General features: G+C 61.1%; 16 protein-coding genes. 14 read left to right on the top strand and 2 right to left on the bottom strand.

Annotated features, from left to right (window positions below):
* Positions 1-100 precede the first annotated feature (100 nt).
* From ACYVI2_RS15300 to ACYVI2_RS15235, 14 genes are all read left to right on the top strand, one after another.
* A complete protein-coding gene (locus ACYVI2_RS15300) occupies positions 101-1,279 on the top strand; it encodes an isovaleryl-CoA dehydrogenase (RefSeq protein WP_415821815.1) in 1,179 nt (392 codons plus the stop codon).
* A 12-nt stretch (positions 1,280-1,291) separates the two neighbouring features.
* Positions 1,292-3,127: a bifunctional isocitrate dehydrogenase kinase/phosphatase gene (aceK, locus tag ACYVI2_RS15295; RefSeq protein WP_415821816.1), complete on the top strand. Its 1,836-nt coding sequence runs from the start codon at positions 1,292-1,294 to the stop codon at positions 3,125-3,127.
* A 37-nt stretch (positions 3,128-3,164) separates the two neighbouring features.
* The gene (locus tag ACYVI2_RS15290; protein ID WP_415821817.1) at positions 3,165-4,346 is read left to right on the top strand and encodes an acetyl-CoA C-acetyltransferase; all 1,182 of its coding nucleotides are present in this window, start codon (positions 3,165-3,167) and stop codon (positions 4,344-4,346) included.
* A gap of 226 nt (positions 4,347-4,572) precedes the next feature.
* Positions 4,573-6,180 carry a carboxyl transferase domain-containing protein gene (locus ACYVI2_RS15285; RefSeq protein WP_415821818.1) on the top strand — a complete coding sequence of 536 codons (1,608 nt, stop codon included), beginning with the start codon at positions 4,573-4,575 and terminating at the stop codon, positions 6,178-6,180.
* A 191-nt stretch (positions 6,181-6,371) separates the two neighbouring features.
* Positions 6,372-8,429: an acetyl/propionyl/methylcrotonyl-CoA carboxylase subunit alpha gene (locus ACYVI2_RS15280; RefSeq protein WP_415821819.1), complete on the top strand. Its 2,058-nt coding sequence runs from the start codon at positions 6,372-6,374 to the stop codon at positions 8,427-8,429.
* Positions 8,430-8,593: 164 nt separating this feature from the next.
* On the top strand, positions 8,594-9,364 hold the full coding sequence (locus ACYVI2_RS15275; protein WP_415821820.1) for an IclR family transcriptional regulator: 771 nt from the start codon (positions 8,594-8,596) through the stop codon (positions 9,362-9,364).
* Complete coding sequence (locus ACYVI2_RS15270; RefSeq protein WP_415821821.1) at positions 9,357-10,511, top strand: thiolase family protein; 1,155 nt, start codon at positions 9,357-9,359, stop codon at positions 10,509-10,511. Before ACYVI2_RS15275 ends, ACYVI2_RS15270 begins: the two co-directional genes overlap by 8 nt.
* Positions 10,508-10,849 carry a Zn-ribbon domain-containing OB-fold protein gene (locus ACYVI2_RS15265; protein ID WP_415821822.1) on the top strand — a complete coding sequence of 114 codons (342 nt, stop codon included), beginning with the start codon at positions 10,508-10,510 and terminating at the stop codon, positions 10,847-10,849. Before ACYVI2_RS15270 ends, ACYVI2_RS15265 begins: the two co-directional genes overlap by 4 nt.
* A gap of 76 nt (positions 10,850-10,925) precedes the next feature.
* A complete protein-coding gene (locus ACYVI2_RS15260) occupies positions 10,926-11,906 on the top strand; it encodes a tripartite tricarboxylate transporter substrate binding protein (RefSeq protein WP_415821823.1) in 981 nt (326 codons plus the stop codon).
* Between the two features lie 25 nt (positions 11,907-11,931).
* Positions 11,932-14,058 (top strand): acetate--CoA ligase family protein, encoded by a 2,127-nt coding sequence (locus ACYVI2_RS15255; protein WP_415821824.1) that lies wholly within the window; start codon positions 11,932-11,934, stop codon positions 14,056-14,058.
* A gap of 26 nt (positions 14,059-14,084) precedes the next feature.
* Positions 14,085-15,062, top strand: coding sequence for a Bug family tripartite tricarboxylate transporter substrate binding protein (locus ACYVI2_RS15250; RefSeq protein ID WP_415821825.1), 978 nt, complete (start codon positions 14,085-14,087; stop codon positions 15,060-15,062).
* Positions 15,063-15,113: 51 nt separating this feature from the next.
* A complete protein-coding gene (locus ACYVI2_RS15245; RefSeq protein WP_415821826.1) occupies positions 15,114-16,478 on the top strand; it encodes an acyclic terpene utilization AtuA family protein in 1,365 nt (454 codons plus the stop codon).
* A 9-nt stretch (positions 16,479-16,487) separates the two neighbouring features.
* Complete coding sequence (locus ACYVI2_RS15240; protein WP_415821827.1) at positions 16,488-16,844, top strand: AtuA-related protein; 357 nt, start codon at positions 16,488-16,490, stop codon at positions 16,842-16,844.
* A gap of 97 nt (positions 16,845-16,941) precedes the next feature.
* A complete protein-coding gene (locus ACYVI2_RS15235) occupies positions 16,942-18,585 on the top strand; it encodes an acyl-CoA synthetase (RefSeq protein WP_415821828.1) in 1,644 nt (547 codons plus the stop codon).
* Between the two features lie 119 nt (positions 18,586-18,704).
* On the opposite strand, the gene ACYVI2_RS15230 is transcribed toward ACYVI2_RS15235, so the two are convergent.
* A complete protein-coding gene (locus ACYVI2_RS15230) occupies positions 18,705-19,898 on the bottom strand; it encodes an acetylornithine transaminase (protein WP_415821829.1) in 1,194 nt (397 codons plus the stop codon).
* 129 nt (positions 19,899-20,027) lie between these two features.
* Complete coding sequence (locus ACYVI2_RS15225) at positions 20,028-21,227, bottom strand: DSD1 family PLP-dependent enzyme (RefSeq protein ID WP_415821830.1); 1,200 nt, start codon at positions 21,225-21,227, stop codon at positions 20,028-20,030.
* Positions 21,228-21,276 lie beyond the last annotated feature (49 nt).

Raw genomic sequence — 21,276 nt, 5'->3', positions numbered from 1 at the left:
ACATTGCTTAGCCATCGACGGTGGAGCATGATGGATCCGGCAAGCGGATTCATGCATGCAGCACCACCAAATGTAAGTACATACTCTCACGGAGATCGCGATGAACCTTCCCGGCTTGAACTTCAATCTAGGCGAAGACCTGGACATGCTGCGCGACGCGGTGCGTACTTTTGCACAGGCCGAAATTGCGCCGCGCGCCGCCGAAGTCGATCGCAGCGATCAATTCCCGATGGATTTGTGGCGCAAGTTCGGCGAGCTCGGAGTGCTGGGCATGACTGCCAGCGAGGAATACGGCGGCGCCAACCTGGGGTACCTGGCGCACATGGTCGCGATGGAGGAAATCTCGCGCGCCAGTGCTTCCATCGGCCTGTCGTATGGGGCGCATTCCAATCTGTGCGTCAACCAGATCCACCGCAATGGCACGGCAGACCAGAAAGCCCGCTATCTGCCCAAGCTGATTTCCGGCGAACATGTGGGCGCACTGGCGATGAGCGAGCCGGGCGCAGGCTCGGACGTCGTCAGCATGAAGCTGCGCGCCGAGAAAAAGGGCGACCGCTATGTGCTGAACGGCACCAAAATGTGGATCACGAACGGTCCGGACGCCGATACCCTGGTGGTCTATGCCAAGACCGACCCGGAGGCCCACCAGCGCGGGATTACCGCCTTTCTGGTGGAAAAGAACTTCAAGGGATTCTCGATCGCGCAAAAGCTGGACAAACTGGGCATGCGCGGCAGCCACACGGGCGAACTGGTGTTCCAGGATTGCGAGGTCCCCGAGGAAAACGTCCTGGGTCAGGTCAACGGCGGCGTGAGAGTCCTGATGAGCGGCCTGGACTACGAACGTGCCGTACTCTCGGGCGGGCCGTTGGGCATCATGCAGGCGGTGATGGACGTCGTCGTACCGTACATCCACGACCGCAAGCAATTCGGCCAGGCCATTGGCGAGTTTCAATTGATCCAGGGCAAGGTCGCAGACCTGTACACCACACTGCAGGCCAGCCGGGCGTTTTGCTATGCCGTCGGCAAGAACCTGGATCAACTCGGCGCGGAGCACGTGCGGCAAGTCCGTAAAGACTGCGCAGCACTCATCCTGTACACCGCCGAAAAAGCCACCTGGATGGCCGGCGAGGGGGTACAGATCCTGGGCGGCAACGGCTACATCAACGACTACCCCACGGGCCGCCTGTGGCGCGATGCCAAGCTGTACGAAATCGGCGCTGGCACCAGCGAAATCCGCCGCATGTTGATCGGCCGCGAATTGTTTGCGGAAACCGCCTGATCTGTTGCCATCATGATCTACACCGGCGACGTCCAGCATATCGAGCCAGTGGCAGCTACCGCGCCACTGCCGCTGGATGTCGCCCGGCAGATCCTGGCGGGTTTTGATCGGCATTACGCGCTATTTCGCTACAGCGCACAACGTGCAAAGGCCTTGTTTGAATCGGGCGATTGGCATGGTATCCAGCAGCTCTCGCGCGAACGCATCGAGTACTACGACATGCGCGTGCGCGAGTGCGCCAATCAGCTGCAACGGACTTTGCACGGTTTGGCCGCAGCAGATAGCGAAACCAGTCTGACGCCCAAGCAAACGACGTTCTGGCAAGACGTCAAACAGCAATTCGTCGGATTGTTGTCAGAACATCGTCAACCCGAATGTGCGGAAACGTTTTTTAATTCGGTGTCGTGCCGCATTCTGCATCGCGACTATTTTCATAACGATTTCTTGTTTGTCCGGCCGGCCGTTGCGACGGATTATCTCGATAGCCGCATTCCGTCGTACCGCGTTTATTACCCCTTGTCCGAGGGATTGCGCAACGGCCTGATTCGCATGGCGGCCGATTTCGGACTGGCCGCGCCGTATGCAGACCTGCCGCGCGATACACGTTTGCTGGCACGTGCTGCTGTGCGGCAGTTGCGCGCACAATGGCCTCGGCATCAGGGCCGGCGGCTCGCGCCAGACTGCCAGATCCAGGTACTGGGTACGCTGTTCTTTCGCAACAAGGGCGCCTACATCGTCGGCCGCCTGATCAATCAGAGCAGCCTGCTGCCTTTTGCCATTGCGCTGACGCGCAACGCCGCGGGCCAGATTGAGCTGGATGCGTTATTGCTGGGTGCGGACGATCTGAGCACGCTGTTCAGTTTTACCCGCGCCTATTTTCTGGTGGACATGGAAACGCCGGCCGCCGTGGTGAGTTTTCTGTCGACCTTGTTGCCACGCAAACCCAAGGCCGAGCTCTACACCATGATCGGCCTGCAGAAACAGGGCAAGACGCTGTTCTATCGGGATTTCCTGCATCATCTGGCGCATTCGCGCGATGCCTTTGACATTGCACCGGGCATCAAAGGCATGGTGATGTGCGTGTTCACGTTGCCGTCCTATCCGTACGTGTTCAAATTGATCAAGGACCACATCGACAAGGACGGCATCGATCACGCTACCGTGCGGCGCAAATACCAGATGGTCAAACTGCATGACCGTGTGGGCCGCATGGCCGACACCTGGGAATACTCGCAAGTCGCGTTGCCGCGCGCGCGTTTTTCATCGGCCTTGCTGGACGAACTGCGGCAACGCGTCCCTAGTCTGCTCGAGGAAAACCACGACTCGATCGTCATCCGGCATGTGTACATCGAACGCCGTATGACACCGTTGAATCTGTATTTGCAACACGCCAGCGAGCCGATGGTGGATCATGCGATACGCGAATATGGGGACGCGATCCGTCAGTTGGCCAGTGCGAACATTTTCCCTGGCGACATGCTGTACAAGAATTTCGGCGTCACTCGTCTGGGCCGTGTGGTGTTTTACGACTACGACGAAATCCAGCGCATGACCGAGATGCAGTTTCGCCGGATTCCGCCCGCGCCGAATGAAGAGGCCGAGATGGCCAGCGAACCGTGGTACGCCGTCGGTCCCAATGATGTTTTCCCCGAGGAATTCGACCGCTTTTTGCTGGGGGATACCCGCATACGCAAAGCCTTTCTACGGCACCACGCCGAGCTGTTACAAGCCGAGTGGTGGCAGGCCTGCCGTAACCATGTTGCACAAGGTCAAATTGAAGAATTTTTCCCTTACGATAAGGACAGACGGCTGCGCATTGGCGCAACGCCGCCTGTTTTCGCGTCGTAACAATCCAATTTATCTCTGATTTTCAGGAGCGCCCATCATGTCTGATCCCGTCGTTATCGTTTCTGTTGCTCGCACCCCCATGGGCGGCATGCTGGGCAGCCTGTCAGGCCTGGCCGCCCACGAGCTCGGCTCCGTCGCCATCAAAGCCGCCGTCGAACGCGCCGGTATCAAACCGGACCAGGTCGACGAAGTCATCATGGGTAATGTATTGCAGGCGGGCCAAGGCCAAGCCCCCGCGCGTCAAGCCGCACTGGGTGCCGGCCTGCCATTGGGTGTCGCATGCACGACCGTCCACAAAGTCTGCGGCTCGGGCCTGAAGGCCGCTATGTTCGGCCATGACTTGCTGAGCGCCGGCTCGGCGCGCATTGTGGTCGCGGGCGGTCAGGAAAGCATGAGCAACGCCCCCTATCTGCTGCTCAAGGGCCGCCAAGGCTATCGCTACGGCCACAACACGGTGTATGACCACATGGCCTTGGACGGCCTGGAAGACGCCTACGATCGCGGCAAGGCCATGGGTGTCTTTGCCGAAGACTGCGCCGCCAAATACAGCTTCACGCGCGAACAGCAAGATGCGTTTTCGCTGGAGTCGCTGCGCCGCGCACGTGCCGCCAGCGAAGACGGCAGCTTTAAATGGGAAATCGCCCCCGTCACTGTCGCTGGCCGTAAAGGCGATACCGTGATCGACACCGACGAGGCGCCGACCAAAGCCATGCCGGAGAAAATCCCGACGCTGAAACCTGCGTTCAAAAAAGACGGCACCGTCACCGCTGCCAACTCGTCGTCGATTTCCGATGGCGCGGCCGCCATGGTGCTCATGCGCGCCTCGACCGCCGAAGAGCTCGGCCTCAAGCCGCTGGCGCGCATCGTGGCCCACAGCCAGCATTCGCAAGAACCCAACTGGTTCACGACCGCGCCCGTCGGTGCGCTGAAAAACCTGTTCACCAAAACGGGTTGGAAAGCCGAGGATGTCGATCTGTATGAAATCAATGAGGCCTTTGCCGTCGTCACCATGGCCGCCATGAATGACTTCAAACTGCCTCACGACAAAGTCAACGTGCATGGTGGCGCAACTGCGCTGGGCCATCCTATCGGCGCATCGGGTGCCCGTCTGGTCACCACGCTGATTGGCGCGCTGCGCAAGACCGGCGGCAAGCGCGGCGTGGCCACGCTGTGCATTGGCGGCGGCGAAGCCGTAGCCATGGCCATCGAAATGATTTAACGAGTCTGTGCGTGTGTCGGATCGCCCATGTGATCCGACACACCGCGACTGACGCATCCTGAGCAAGACCATTGCATTTCGATCAGGTATCCGAGCGTTGAGGCATCAGCCTTTACGCAAGTTGACGGCTCCATGTACTAGACGTCGAACGTTCCAGAGCCTCTGATAAACACAACGGCCTGCATCCGCAGTGCCTGTCGATCACTTTGCACGACAACGGCCCGCTATGCCCACTATCGAATCTCGCATCAACCCGCGTTCACAAGACTACACCGACAACGCACGCGCCATGCAGGCACTGCTGGACGATCTGGCTCGGCACTTGGCCCAGACCGCATTGGGCGGCAACGACGCCGCGCGCGCCAAACATGTTGCGCGCGGCAAGCTCCTGCCGCGTGAGCGCGTCGAACGCTTGATCGACCCGGGCAGCGCCTTTTTAGAACTGTCGCCGCTGGCGGCGCATGGCATGTACGAGGGCGAGGCGCCTGGCGCGGGAGTCATCACCGGCATCGGCCGCATCGCCGGCACGGAGTGCATCATCGTCTGCAATGACGCGACGGTGAAGGGTGGGACGTACTATCCCATGACCGTCAAAAAACATCTGCGTGCACAAGAAATCGCCGCGCAGAATCGTCTGCCGTGTGTGTATCTGGTGGACTCGGGCGGGGCGAATTTGCCGCGTCAAGACGAGGTGTTTCCCGATCGCGATCACTTCGGCCGTATTTTCTACAACCAGGCGGTGATGTCATCGCAAGGCATTGCGCAGATTGCTGTCGTGATGGGCTCGTGCACAGCGGGCGGCGCGTACGTGCCGGCGATGAGCGATGAATCCATCATCGTGCGCAACCAAGGCACGATTTTTCTGGGAGGCCCGCCGCTGGTCAAGGCAGCGACAGGCGAAGAAGTCAGCGCCGAAGATCTCGGCGGCGGCGACGTGCATACACGGCTATCCGGCGTCGTCGATCACTTGGCCGTCAACGACCTGCATGCCTTGCAACTCGCGCGCAACGCCGTGTCACGGCTCAATCGTCAAAAGCCCACGCCGCTGGCGCTGGCCCCCATCCGCGAGCCGCGATATGACCCAGCGGAGCTCAACGGCATCATCCCCTCCGATACGCGCAAACCCTATGACGTACGGGAAATCATCGCGCGCATCGTCGACGGCTCGGATTTTGACGAGTTCAAGGCGCGTTTCGGCACGACCCTGGTGACGGGCTTTGCGCATATTCATGGCATGCCGGTAGGCATCGTGGCCAACAATGGCATCCTGTTTTCAGAGTCGGCGCAAAAGGGCGCGCACTTTATCGAACTCTGCGCGCAACGCAAAATCCCGCTGGTGTTTTTGCAGAACATCACCGGATTCATGGTGGGCCGTAAATACGAGAATGAAGGGATTGCGCGGCATGGCGCCAAGATGGTCACCGCCGTTGCGACGGCCAATGTGCCTAAATTCACGGTCTTGATCGGCGGTTCGTTTGGCGCGGGCAACTACGGCATGTGCGGACGCGCGTATTCGCCACGCATGTTGTTCATGTGGCCCAACGCGCGCATTTCCGTCATGGGTGGCGAACAGGCCGCGAGTGTGCTGGCCACGATACGCCGCGATGGGATTCAAGCCAAAGGCGGGCAGTGGCCGGCAGAAGACGAGGAAGCCTTCAAGGCGCCGATTCGCGATCAGTACGAGCGCGAAGGGCATCCGTATTACGCTACCGCGCGTTTGTGGGACGACGGCATCATCGCACCGGCCGATACCCGCCGTGTGCTGGGTTTGGCGCTGTCGGCGGCATTGAATGCGCCTATCGAAGACACGCGCTTTGGCGTATTCCGGATGTAGGAAAAAACCCCACCCCCTACGCGCTGCGCGCGCCCCCTCAAGGGGGCAAAGTCTACAGACCGGCGGAGCCGGATCTGTGACTTTCCCGCTGGAGGGGCACTGTGGGTCGAGGGGGAACATTTCGGTGATGATGCATCGCCAACTGGATTTGAATTAGTCGCGGTGACAACAAATTTTGTGTGGAAGACAACATGTTCGATACTCTGCTGATAGCTAACCGTGGTGAGATTGCTTGCCGTGTCGCGGCGACGGCGCGCCGTCTGGGCATACGGACGGTGGCGGTGTATTCCGATGCCGACGCAGGTGCGCGGCATGTGGCGGCTTGCGATGTCGCGGTGCATATAGGGGGGCCTGAGCCGCGTGCGAGTTATTTGCGGGCAGAGGCTATTTTGCAAGCGGCGCGCGATACGGGTGCACAGGCTATTCACCCGGGCTATGGGTTCCTGTCGGAGAACGAGGCGTTCGCTCAGGCTGCCACAGATGCGGGGATTGCTTTTGTCGGGCCGCCTGCATCGGCTATCGCCGCCATGGGCAGTAAGTCGGCTGCCAAGGCCTTGATGGAAAAAGCCGGGGTGCCGCTGGTGCCCGGCTATCACGGCGACAACCAGGACCCCGCGTTTCTGAAATCGCAAGCCGATGGCATCGGCTATCCCGTGTTGATCAAAGCCAGTGCGGGCGGTGGCGGTAAAGGGATGCGTGTAGTCGAGTCCTCTGGTGCCTTTATCGAGGCGCTGGCGTCCTGCCAACGCGAGGCGGCATCGAGTTTTGGCGATGACCGCGTGCTGATTGAACGCTATCTGCAAAAGCCGCGGCACATCGAAATCCAGGTCTTTGCCGATACGCATGGCAACTGCGTATACTTGTTCGAACGCGATTGTTCGGTGCAACGCCGCCATCAAAAAGTCATCGAAGAAGCCCCCGCCCCCGGCATGACCGCAGAGCGCCGGCAAGCGATGGGCGACGCCGCCGTCGCGGCCGCGCGCGCAGTAGGTTATGTTGGTGCGGGGACGGTGGAATTCATCGCCGAGCCAGACGGACGTTTTTATTTCATGGAAATGAATACGCGTCTGCAAGTGGAGCACCCGGTCACGGAAATGATCACCGGCCACGATCTCGTCGAGTGGCAGTTGCGTGTCGCCGCTGGCCAGCCTCTGCCTGCCAAACAAGAAGACCTGCACATTCATGGCCATGCCATCGAAGCGCGCATTTATGCAGAGAACCCCGATAAAGGCTTTTTGCCTTCGATCGGCACGCTGGCCTATCTGGAGTTGCCGCCTCATGTCGCATTTACCAACGGCGATGTGCGGGTGGATGGCGGGGTGCGGATGGGCGATACCATCACGCCTTATTACGACCCGATGATCGCCAAACTGATTGTGCACGGTGCGGATCGCGATCAGGCCCGCGCACGCATGATTCAGGCTTTGGCGCATACGCACGCTGTCGGCGTTCAGACCAACGTGGCGTTTCTGACGCGGCTGATGCAGGATGCGGCCTTTGCCGCGGCGGATCTGGATACGGGCTTGATCGAGCGTCAGCGCGACACGTTGCTGCCGCCGCCGGCGGCAGCAGATGCCACCGATGTGGCGCTGGCCACCGCTGCAGTGCTGGTACGCCAGGGCTTGGCGCCCGCAGGCGATACATCGTTGCCAAGCTCGGTAGCCGCGACAGCCTCAACGCGCGTATCAGTCACCGACCCGTGGGACGTGCGCGATGGATGGCGTTTGGGTGGACAGTATCAGCAAACGCTGCAATGGCTCGATCATGAAACCCTGCGTGATGTCACGATCGCGCGTGATGGACAGGCCTGGACATTACGCAGCGATCAAACATCGTGGGCTTTTTCCTGGCGCGCCCATACGGGGGCGAACCCGAACCTGGCCTATGGGCTGCGCGTGACCTTGGACGGACGCGAAAGCACGGGCACGGTGGTATTGCACGGTGATAAAGCTTATGTGTTTCGTGAGGGCCGCACCCAGATGCTGGGCCTGCATGATGCATTGGCCCACGCCCAGGATGGCGAGGGTGAACATGCAGGCGGATTGACAGCCCCCATGCCCGGCAAGATCATTTCGATTGCCGTCCAGGCGGGCGACAAAGTGAAAAAGGGACAAGCCCTGCTGGTCATGGAGGCCATGAAGATGGAGCACACGATCTCGGCACCGGGCGATGGCGAAGTGCAAGAGGTGTTTTACGCCATCGGAGACCAGGTCGGCGAGGGAGCCGAGCTGGTCGCGATCGTCGCGTAGCGCCTCTGACGGCCCGGGTCCTGCCTCTATGAGAGGGGCCCGGACGGGCTTACGCGGATTCGTTCGATTGTCGCTGGACGAAAATTTGTTGCGATGCAACTTTACCGGCGTGGCACGCGTTCTTATCTTGTGGCGGTGTTCCCCCATCGGGCTGCCCCACATTCATGCCAACGCCAGACGCCAACGCCTTATCAGCCACCCAGAAAACTTGCCGAGTACTGGCCAGCCTGTCTGACCCTTGCGTCCAGCGGCTGACCGATATCGCGCAACGCGCCGCGCTGGATATCTCTACCGCGCGGCGTATCCTGAAGGACCTGGAGGCAGAAGGCTTCGTCGAACGGGACCCGGTCAACAAGCACTACATGCTGGGGCCCCAGGTCTATGCCATGCATCATGCAATGGTGGACGGGCTGGATCTGCGCGGGCTCGCACGGCCGGCCCTGATCCGATTGGCACGCCGTTTTGGCGACACCGTCATTCTGTCGTTACCGATGGGCTGGGAGTCGGTCTGCCTGGATCTGTGCTTTGGCGACTACCCCATTCGCGCCAACTATCTGCAGGTAGGCAGCCGTCGCCCGCTGGGCGTGGGAGCAGGCAGCCTGGCGCTGCTGTCAACACTGGGCGAGGTTGAAACGCAGGCGGTCATGCCCATGGTGCGGCAACGCCTGACCGCCAAGTATCCCCGCTTTCCTGAATCGGATTTGATCACGGCGGCACAACGTGCACGAGGCCTGGGGCACGCCATGCTGCTGGACGTAGTGGTCGAAAAAATGGGCGGCCTGGGTGTCGCCGTGCGGGGCCCCAGCGGGCGCGCGATCGCCGCGCTCAGCATCGCGGCGTTGAACGAACGCATAGAGTCTCGCGAAGCGGAACTCGCACAAGCCCTCTCGCAAGAGGCTCGCGACATCGAACGCTCGTGGTGGCCTCATGCCTGATATCCGCTATCCCCGCGCCTATATCCACGCCGCCGCCACGACCCGCTATGGCCGCCACGAGGGCAGCAGCGCGCTGGACCTCATGGCGCAAGCTGCGAATCAGGCCTTGGCGCAATCCGGCCTGCAACGCGACGATATCGACGGCGTATTGTGCGGCTACGCGACGACCTTTCCGCATTTGATGCTGGCCGATCTGCTGAGCGAAAAGCTGGGCTTGCAGCCCCACTATGCGCACGGCATGCAAATGGGCGGGGCCACCGGGGCCGCCATGGTCATGCTGGCTCGTACGCTCCTGCGAGCAGGCACCTGCCGGCGCATTCTGGTGGTCGCAGGGGAAAATCGATTGACCGGCCAAGCCGTGGATACGTCCATCCAGACCCTGGCCCAAGTCGGCGAGCCCGATACCGAAGTTCCCAATGGCGCATCCGTGCCGGCCTACTATGCATTGCTGGCCTCGGCCTATATGCATCAGACCGGACTCGATCGCGAGACCTTGGCCGAATTTGCCGTGCTGATGCGCGAGCATGCTGCAAGCCACCCTCATGCACATCTGCGCGACCCTATTGCGGTCGATCAAGTGCTGGCGTCCAAGCCGATCGCAACACCATTGAATCTGTTGGATTGCTGCCCGATATCGGATGGAGCAGCAGCGCTCGTGCTCAGCGCCGACGAAGGACCTGTCCAGGTCATTGGCGATGGCCAGGCGCATCGCCACCAGCATTTGTCAGCGATGCGCGACGTGCTGGACACGGGCGCCGCGCGCGCTTGTGCCAGAGCCTTGGCCGAGGCAAAGCTGGAATCGCAGCACATCGATTATCTGGCGATCTACGACTCTTTCACGATTACGCTGGTCATGTTGCTTGAGGAGCTGGGATACGCGCCGCGTGGCAGCGCGGGCGCCCGGCTGCGTCACGGAGATTTTGCAGCGTCTGGTGAGTTGCCGCTCAATACGCACGGTGGATTGCTGTCATTCGGCCATTCAGGCGTGGCGGGTGGCTTGGCACACCTCGTCGAGGCTTGGACTCAACTGGCAGGCCGCGCTGGCGAACGGCAGATCACCCCACGGCGGCGAGCTCTGGTGCATGCCGACGGCGGCGTGCTCTCTGCCCATGTCAGCCTGGTACTGCAAGCGGAGAGCACAAGGTGACTACACAGCATCCCCTGGATATCCAACGTTGCGAACACTGTGGCACATGGTGGGCGCTGCGACCCTACGCCTGCGCCGCCTGTGGCGGCACCGCATTGTCATGGCAACGCGCGACAGGCGAGGGGGTCGTCATCGCGCGCAGCGAGGTGCATCGTGCCCCGGATGCGCAATGGAAAGCACTGACACCCTATACGCTGGTGCTCGTTAAATTGCATGAACACGTCACGCTGATGGGGCATGCAGACGCCACCATCACCGTCGGCCAGCACGTGCACGGCCGCGCCGTAGAAATCAACAGCCGCCTGCTACTGAAGTTCGAAGCCCGCTCCCCGCCGTGATGCTAGCCGTATTCACGGCATCACATCCAAACGAACCGCATCCACAACACGTCCCCAGAGGACGGAGGAGACACTCATGCCTATCAAAACGCTATGGCGTGGCGCATTCGCCGCGTTGACGCTATTCACCGCGACGATCTCTGTCCATGCTGCCTCGACCGACTGGCCAGCTAAACCGATTACCTTGGTGGTGCCCTATCCACCAGGAGGGCCCACCGATATCGTGGCGCGGTCCGTGGCGAAAGGCCTGGGCGACGAACTCAAGCAAACCGTCATCATCGACAACCGCTCAGGCGCGGGCGGCAACATCGGTGCGGAGCTCGTCGCCAGGAGCGCTCCCGATGGCTATACGCTGCTGTTGGCCACGACGGCTCATGCCATCAACATGTCGCTGTTCAAAACCCTGAGCTATGACACCAGCAAGAGCTTCGTTCCCCTGTCACTGCTGACACAAGGTCCGCTGGTCATCGTGGCGCGCCCCGATCTGCCCGCGCACAACGTGCGTGAACTGATCGCGCTGGCGAAATCCACGCCGGGCAAGCTGACCTTTGCCTCGTCTGGAAACGGGCAATCGACGCACCTGGCAGCGGAGCTGTTCAACGCCATGGCGGGAACGCGCATGGTGCATGTCCCGTACCGGGGCAGCGCGCCCGCCATGACGGATGTGATGGGTGGTCAAACCGATGTCATGTTCAACACCATGCTGTCATCGATGCCCTATGTGCGGGACGGCAAGCTGCAAGCATTCGCAGTGACCAGCGCGGCGCGGTCGCCTGCAGCACCAGAAATCCCTACCGTCGCGGAATCCGGTTTGCCCGGTTATGAGGCGACCGCGTGGAACGGCCTCATGGCTCCCGCAGGAACTCCCGATGCGGTCGTACAAAAGCTCAGCGCCACGTTGCAAAAGGTCCTGGCAGACAAGGCGCTACAGCAGCAATTTTCCCAGCAAGGGTTCGACGCGCAGTGGATGAGCCCCGCGGATTATCAACGGTTCGTCGACAACGAAATCAAGAAATGGGCGGACGTCGTCAAGACGTCGGGCGCCACTGTCAACTGAATACCATCACAGCATAGGAACCTCCATGGGCTTTAATTCTCGCCATGACGACCTGAACACCTTGCTCGAGCCGGCATCCGTTGCCATCGTGGGCGCCTCGGATAATCCCGACAAAATCGGCGGACGGCCCATTTTTTATATGCGCCGGCACGGCTATGCGGGCACGATATATCCCATCAATCCGCAACGCGCCGAGGTGCAAGGCGAACGCGCCTGGCCCAGTCTGGATGCACTGCCCGCGACGCCCGATCTGGCCATCGTGGCAGTCGCCGGTGAACAAGCCGTGCAAGCTGTGGATAAATGCGCAGAGCTTGGTGTATCCACAGCCATCGTGATCTCGGCGGGATTTTCTGAAACGGGCAGCGCAGGAAAAGCCTTGCAGGATGCCATGACTGCGCGCGCACGCGCGGCGGGCATGCGCATCGTGGGTCCTAACTCGCAAGGTCTCGCGAATTTTGGCAATGGCGCAATCGCTTGCTTTTCGACCATGTTCCTGGAGGTCGAACCGGCCGATGGGCCCGTCGCCGTCATCAGTCAAAGCGGCGGCATGAGCGCGATGATATATGGGTTGTTGCGACAACGCGGTATTGGTGTACGCCACATGCATGCCACCGGCAATGAGGCCGATGTCACCGTATCGGAACTGGCCTGCGCCGTGTTGCGCGACCCGCAGGTACGCATGGTGTTGCTGTATCTCGAGTCCCTGCAGGACGCAGACGTTCTGGCGCGGGCAGCCGCACTCGCACGTGAACGTGGCGTCCCATTGATTGCCGTCAAATCCGGCCGTTCCGAGGCCGGAGCACGCGCGGCAGCGTCGCACACGGGCGCCATGGCGAGTGAGGACCGCGTGGTGGATGCGTACTTCGAACATCACGGGATCTTGCGTGCGCGCGATCCACATGAACTGGTGCGCTGGGCAGAGCTGTCATTGCGCGGCCCATTACCTCGGGGCCCGCGAGTCGTCGTCGTCAGCAATTCCGGTGCGAGCTGCGTGCTGGCATCGGATGCCGCTGTTGAGCATGGCCTGCAGATTACGCCGCTGGCCGATCGTACTCAGCAGGCATTGACCGATCGCCTGCCGGGTTATGCAACCACGACCAACCCGATCGACATCACGGCGGCGCTGCTATCGAACAATGGTCTGTTCGGCCAAGTCCTGCCCGTTATCGCTGACGACCCGGCCGCCGATATGTTCCTGATCGATATTCCGGTCGCGGGGCGTGGCTATGACGTCGAGACGTTTGCGGCAGACACGGCCGAGTTTGCCGCAGCCTCTGGCAAACCCGTCGCCGTTGTCGCCTGGCAAGAGAACGTAGCCGCCACGTTTCGTGCGCGCGGTGTCGCGGTCTACGCCGATGAACAACAGGCGGCCAATGCGATGGCGAGCTTGTATCGCCTGCATCAATGGCAGGCGCGCGACACTGCGCCACGCCATGACGCCGAACAGGGCACACCGAGTTCGTTCGACGAATTGTCATCGCCATCACGCTTTCTTTCCGAATCGCAAAGCCTCGCACTGTTGTCGGACTACGGCTTGACCGTGGCCGACTACCGTTGTTGCACCGATGCAGACACCGCCGTGGCGGCCTGGCGCACGATCAATGCGCCAGTCGCATTGAAAGCCTGCTCGGCGCAGTTGCCCCATAAATCCGAACACGGCCTCGTCGCGCTGCGCCTGAACAGCGAACACGATCTGCGCGAGGCACTGCATCGGCAAGCGCAAACGCTAAAAGACTTGAACGTCCACGACGCCACATGGATCGTTGCGCGCATGCAGGGCGGCCTGCACGAATGCGCGCTGGGCATGCGGCATGATCCGGTCTTTGGCCCCGTGATCATGATCGGCAGTGGCGGCAAATATGTCGAAGCCATGCAGGACGTCGCACTGCTGCTGCCGCCGTTCAACACCGAAGACGTCATCCGCAAACTGCAGGGCCTGCGCATCGGCACGCTGCTGACAGGTGTGCGCGGCGATCCGCCCGCCGATATGGAGGCGCTCGCCGAACAGGCCGTGCGGCTCGGTCAGTGTGCGTTGGCTGCCAACGGAAAAATTGCCTCGATCGACATCAACCCTGTCCTGGTGCGTGCGCAAGGTCAAGGCGCGATCGCACTGGATGCATTAGTCGAGCTGTCAAACTCCTCTGAAACCTGAAGCACCACAACTATCAGGAGACACCCATGCGCGGTTTGCTCTTATCCATGGTGTTGATACTGGCAACACCTTTTGCACCGGCAGTTCATGCCCAGGCAACATCGGATTGGCCGACACGCCCCATCACCTTGATCGTGCCGTTTCCTCCCGGCGGCACGACCGATCTTCTGGCGCGCCTCGTCGCCCGCGAAGCCGGCAATCGTCTGGGCCAAAACATGGTCGTCGAAAACCGCCCCGGCGCTGGCGGCGGCATTGGTGCTGCGGCCGTCGCACGTGCACAGCCCGATGGCTACACGTTGGTGATGGGCACGCTAGGCACGCAGGTCACCAATCAATTCATTTATGCGCAGATGCCTTACGACTCGGCGCGGGACTTTGCGCCGGTCACATTGGTTGCCAACTCTCCGAACGTCTTGTTGGTCAGTCCCAAGCTGGGCATCTCCACCGTCGCGGAATTGCTCGAGCGCGCACGACGTACGCCAGGCGCATTGAACTTTGCGTCCACAAGCCTGGGAGGCTCGCCTCATCTATCCGGGGAGCTGTTCAACAGCATGGCCAAGGTCGATATTCGTCATGTGCCGTACAAGGGATCCGCCCCGGCGATGACTGACCTGCTCGGCGGCCAAGTGCAGATGATGATAGACAACTTACCGTCGGCCATGGGGCAGATCCAGGCCGGTACGGTAAGGGCCTTGGCAGTGACGACTCCCGAACGCGTGCCGCTATTGCCCAATGTGCCCACGGTTGCCGAAGCCGGGCTCCCGGGCTATGAGGTCAACGCATGGTTTGGCTTACTCGCCCCTGCCGGGACACCCGACGCCATCGTGAGCCGTATCTATTCGGCCGTCGCCAACGCGGTGGCCGAGCCCGCCGTACGCCGCCAGATCGAGGCCCTGGGCGCCATCCCGGTTGCCAGCACGCCACAGGTGTTCGGCGACATCATCCGCGCCGATACCGACAAGTGGCAGCAAGTCATCCGCAACGCGGGAATCAAACCGCAATGATGGCGGCACGCACCACAACGCTCATATAGCCATACTCATCAGGAGAGATCAATGTCCCGCAACTCGAACAAATTGCGTATCGGCTCCGGCGCTGGCTGGTGGGGCGATCGCATCGATCCCGCGCGCTGGAATGCCGAACGCGGCGAGTTGGATTTTCTGTGCTTTGAAACCATGGCCGAAGCCACGGTCTCCGCCGCGCAGGTCCGCAAACGCCGCGATCCGGGCTTTCCCGGCTACGACACCTGGCTGGACGATCGCATGCGTGCGGTACTGCCGCATTGCATGGCCAACGGTACACGCATCATCTCCAACCAGGGCTGGATTCATCCCCAAGCCGCGGCCCGGCGCGTCGCAGAGTTGTGTGCGGAAGCCGGCTGGAAAAACGCCAAGGTTGCCGCCATCACGGCCACGGACCTCAGCAGCACCATCGCCGCCAGCGGCCTGTCCATCATGGAAAGCGGCGCGCCGATCGCATCGCTGCGCGATACCTTGATCTCGGCCGAACCCTATGCGGGGGCCGAGGCCATCGTGCAAGCGTTGGACCAGGGCGCCGATATCGTCATCACCGGCCGTGTTGCCGATCCTTCGCTATTTCTCGCACCCATGATGCATCACTACGGTTGGCGTCATGATGACTGGGACAAACTGGGGCAGGGCAGCGGCATCGGCCATTTGCTCGAATGCGGCGCCCAAGTCACCGGTGGCTATTTTGGCGACCCCGGCTACAAAGATGTGCCCGAGCCCTGGAATCTCGCGTTTCCTTATGCAGATGTCGACGCGGACGGCACTGCCGAGATCGGCAAGGTCAGCGGCACGGGCGGCTGCATCGATCTGCGTACCGTGAAAGAGCAAATGTTCTACGAGGTCCACGACCCTGCGCGCTATATCACCCCTGATGTGGTGGTGGACTTCACGACCGCACGACTGGAGCAAACGGGTGAAAACCGCGTCACGCTCAGCGGAATTTCGGGACGCCCCCGCACCCCGACCCTCAAGGTTTCGGTGGGATGCACCGAGGGTTATATCGGCGAGGACATGTTCTTTTTTGCGGGCCCCGGATGCCTGGAGAAAGCCCGGTTGGCCGATACGATCTTGCGCGAGCGGTTGCGTATGGCCAATCTGCAAGCCGATGATCTGCGCATTGATTTCATCGGCTTGAACGCAGTGCATGGCACGGCCTCCGCGCCGCCCTCTCAAGATCATGTTCCGGCGGAAATCGCCGTGCGTATCGCCGCGCGTTGCGCGTCTCGCGCGCAAGCAGAAAAAATCGGCCGCGAGGTCGACGGCATGGCGGTGTGCGGTCTGGCATCGACAGGCAAGCGCGTGCCGCATCAAGACCGTGTACGCGAGGTCATCGGCCTGTGGTCCACACTGGTGCCACGCGACTCGGTTCATTGCACGATTGAATTCGTCTAAGGAGACAACATGAAAGTCAACTTGCGACGTATCGCCCACACCCGTTCGGGCGACAAGGGCAACACCTCGAACATCGCCGTCATCGCCTATGAGCCTGTGTTTTATCCACTGATAAAACAAACCCTGACGGTCGACGCAATGCGCACGATCTATAACGACACAGCGGTGCGCGGCGCCATCACCCGCTATGACGTCGATGGCTTGGGCGTATTGAACTTTGTACTGGAGGGCGCATTGGGCGGCGGCGTGTCGCGCAGCCTCGCGATCGACAACTACGGTAAAGCGCTCGCCAGCGCGGTATTACGTTTCGAATTGGAGGTTCCCGATGCATGGTTACCGTTACTACGTGGGCCTCACGAGGTATAAATAGGGCGTGCAGGTTTTTCGTCCTAGAAACCCGAGTTGCGCTGACATGGCAGGAGACACACCATTGAATGTCGGCGCTGCATCAAAAGAGACCACGATGACTGATCCGAATGATGCTTTGCCACCCAATGCCGCCAATCATGTTGCGCTGACACCGCTAGGTTTTCTGCAATGGGCTGCGGACGTTTATCCACAGAGACCAGCGCTGCTGCATGGCGACTACCGCCAGGACTGGCAAACCACACGCGAACGTTGCCAGCAGATGGCGGCAGCATTGCAGGCCTGGGACGTTCGCCGCGGTGACGTGGTTGCCATTCTGGCGCCGAACACGCCCGCGCTGTACGAGGCTCATTTTGGCGTGCCGATGGCCGGTGCGGTGCTCAACGCCTTGAATACCCGGCTGGATGCCGCCACCTTGGCGTTCATCCTGGAACACGGCCGCGCCACCGTGTTCCTGTACGACAGTGAATATGCAGAACTCGTGAGCGATGTGCTCTCCAGGCTCTCCACCCCACCGCGCACCGTCCGCATCGAAGACCGCGAATACCACGGTGATCACGGCACATTGGGCGACGCGGAGTACGAATCCTGGCTGTCGGCGCAGCCCTCGGATCATGCTTGGGAATGGCCTGCCGACGAATGGCAAAGCATCTGCCTGAACTATACGTCCGGCACCACCGGCAACCCCAAAGGCGTGGTCTATCACCATCGCGGCGCCTATCTCAATGCCACGGGCAACGTACTGGCCTGCGGCATGCCGCCTCATGCCGTCTACCTGTGGACATTGCCCATGTTCCACTGCAATGGATGGTGCTTTCCGTGGACGCTCGCGGCGCTGGCGGGTACCAGCGTCTGCTTGCGCCGCGTCGAACCTGCTGCGATTTTCGAGGCCATCCGGCGTCATCATGTCGGCTTCTTTTGCGCGGCTCCCGTGGTACTCAGCATGCTGATCAATGCGCCCAAGCAAGTCCAGTATCGCGCCACGCATCCTGTACAAGTCTTGACCGGCGGCGCCGCACCGCCGGCCGCCGTGATCGAATCGATGGAACAACTCGGTATCGGGGTCACGCATTTGTATGGACTGACGGAAACCTACGGGCCGTCCATCAGTTGTGCCTGGCATGATGAATGGGATGAACTGCCCCTGGCCGAACGCGCCGCGCTCAAGGCACGCATCGGCGTGCGCAAACTCAACGTCGAGCACGTACAAGTCGTCGACGACGAACTACGCCCCGTACCGGCCGACGGCAAGACCATGGGGGAAATCGTGCTGCGTGGCAATACGCTCATGAAAGGCTACCTACGCAATCCCGATGCCACCGCACAGGCCTTTGCGGGCGGATGGTTTCACTCCGGCGACCTGGGTGTCATGCACCCCGACGGTTATATCGAGATCAAGGATCGCGCCAAAGACATCATCATCTCGGGCGGAGAAAACATTTCCACCGTAGAAGTCGAAAGCGTGCTGTACCGGCATCCCGACATATTGGAAGCGGCGGTAGTAGCAAAGCCGGATGCGACATGGGGAGAAACGCCATGCGCCTTTGTCACGCTAAAAGCGGGGGCAACGTGCACGGAAGACGATGTACTGCGTTATTGCCGCGAACATCTCGCACGATTCAAAGTGCCACGCACGGTGGTCTTTTGCGAGCTGCCCAAAACCGCGACCGGTAAAGTCCAGAAATTCGTTTTACGTGATCAAGCCGCTGCGTTGAAGTCGACGAACGGTGAAAGCGGCTAATTGGACCCGTCCGATGCGGTGCTATAAAACCAATGCCGTGCTGAATACCTACCGATTCATGAGCATCAATGCAAAAGGGGCGCAACCGCGCCCCTTTTGCATCATAGCGATAGCTCTGATCAGTTCTTGCGTACGGACGCAATCACCTGATCCAGCAGAGTCAGCATTTGCGCGACGTCCTGCTCGCTGACGTTCAACGCCGGCATGAAGCGCAGCAAATTAGCGCGCGGTGCGTTCAACAACATGCCTTGCGGCTCCAGGACGCGAGCGGCTTCGACAATCGCAGGCCCATCATCGCGATCCAGCACCAAGGCGCGCAGCAGACCCATGCCACGCTCGCCGCCCATGCCCCATTTGGCCGACAACGCCAACAGGCCTTCGGACAACTGCTTGGCACGCGCCTGTACCGACTCCATGAAGCCCGGCGATACCAAGGTATCGAACACCGCGACACCCACGGCAGCCATCAGAGGATTGCCGTTGTAAGTACCGCCTTGGTCGCCGTGCGAGAACACGCAAACGTCTTGGCGCGCCAGCAATGCGGCCAACGGCACGCCGCCGCCAATGCCTTTGGCCAGCGTCATGATGTCCGGCACCACGTCGAATTGCTGATACGCAAACATCGAGCCCGTACGGCCCATGCCGGTTTGGACTTCGTCGACGATCAACAGCAGCTTGTGCTCGTCGGCCAGCTTGCGCAGGCCTTGCATGAATTCGCGCGTCGCCGGGTTGACACCTGCCTCGCCTTGTACCGGCTCGAGCATGATGGCCACGGTCTTGTCATCGATCAGCGCACGTACTGAGTCCAGATCGTTGAGTTCGGCCTTGGGGAAACCCTCGACCTGCGGCGCAAACATCGTGTCCCAACCGGGCTTGCCCGAAGCCGACATCGTCGCCAGCGTACGGCCATGGAACCCATGGTTCATCGTAATGATCTTGTACGCGCCATTGCGATTCACGCGGCCCCACTTGCGCGCCAGTTTGATGGCGCCTTCGTTGGCCTCTGCGCCGCTGTTGGCAAAGAACACGCGATCGAAACACGATGCGCCGGTCAGGCGCAGCGCCAGATCAATGGACGGCTGGTTGTAGAACGCCGGCGAGGGGTTCATCAGCTTGTCGGATTGCTCCAGCAGCGCTTTTTTCATTGCCGGATCGCAGTGGCCCAGCGTATTGACGGCCCAGCCCTGAATAAAGTCCAGATATCGCTTCCCGGTATGGTCCTCCAGCCACGAGCCCTGACCGCGCACGAACACGAGGTCCGGGCGGGAGGTGATCTCCATGAGGGCGTTGACGTTGAACTGGCTGAATTCCATGGCGGTTCCTACGGAATGGGAAAACTAAAGAAAAAGGAAGAACTAAAGAATTTAGCACCGTATTGTTGCCGCTGGCGCAGTACGCGCCCGGCAATCGACACAGACGGGCCGGTGCCTCCCGCCTGTAAGTTATCGGCTCAACCCTCGGGCAGCGATTTCCCACACGCCCTCGACCACGCCGTTGCGGTAGGTCACGAGCTGGTCATGCAGATTGAATGTCGGGTCCACATGAGACGGGATCAAACGCAGCTTATCGCCCAGACGCACGTCTGCGCCCTGGGAATACGCCTCACCCGAGGCTGATTTGGCGTCAGGACGCTCCGGGGTCGAGACGGCCTGAGACGTCTTTAACACGCCGTGCTCATCATTGGCGGCCGTGTATTGCAACCCAACCGATTCCGCGATCCGGGGCAAACCACACTCCACGGTCGTCGATTTCAGGCCCGCATCCACGATCACACGGTCGGCGGCGGGCGCACTCATCACCGTGGTCAGCAAAAACAAACTGTTGCGAAAAGCCAACGCATCGGACCAATCGTTCGCACCATAGTCGCCGTCCATGAACGCGTACGAACCGGCTTGCAACTCGGTGTAGACGCCCGATGCGGCATCAAACTCGGCGCTGCCGGTCCCTGCACCCGTAATGCGATCACAGGCGATGCCGGCTGCGCGCAGATGCTTGGCATAGTCTGCGGCAGCCTGTGCGGCCCGAGCCGCCACGGCGGCGCGCTCGCCATGGCCGCGCACGTGCTGCACCGAGCCGTGATAGGCCTGCAGACCGCCAAAACTCACGCCAGGCAGGGTTTGAGCCTGTTGTGCCAGGGCCAGCACCAAGGCGGCATCCGACACGCCGCAGCGCCCCTGGCCCACATCGACCTCGACCAGCACTTCGACCTGTACCTGGGCCTGCACCATGGCGGCCGAGATATCGGCCAGATTCCCTGCATCATCGACGCATACGCTGACACGCGCCACGCGGGCCAATTGCGCCAACAGGGCCAGCTTGGCCGGACCCACGACCTCGTTACTGATGTGGATGTCGTCAATCCCTGCCTCGACAAACGGCAGCGCTTCGCTGACCTTTTGGCAGCAGATCCCGCGCGCACCCAATGCGATCTGACGCCGCGCGACTTCCGGGCATTTGTGGGCCTTGCCGTGCGGCCGCAGGTTCACGCCATGACGATCCGCCCAGGCCTGCATCGCACGCAGATTCGATTCGAACGCATCCAGATCCAGCACCAGGCTGGGAGTGTCGACATGCGCGAGCAAATCGCCTGGCACTGCGGCAGGCGGCAACGTCAAAATCGGGGCGGCAGGGATGGCGGCCATGGATGCGCGTTTCCTTTTCGAACGAACATGCACGCCATCGAATCTGGCG

This window comes from Bordetella tumbae, assembly GCF_054780995.1.
Note: the sequence above shows the minus strand (reverse complement) of the source record. Positions and strands in the feature narration are given on the sequence as shown.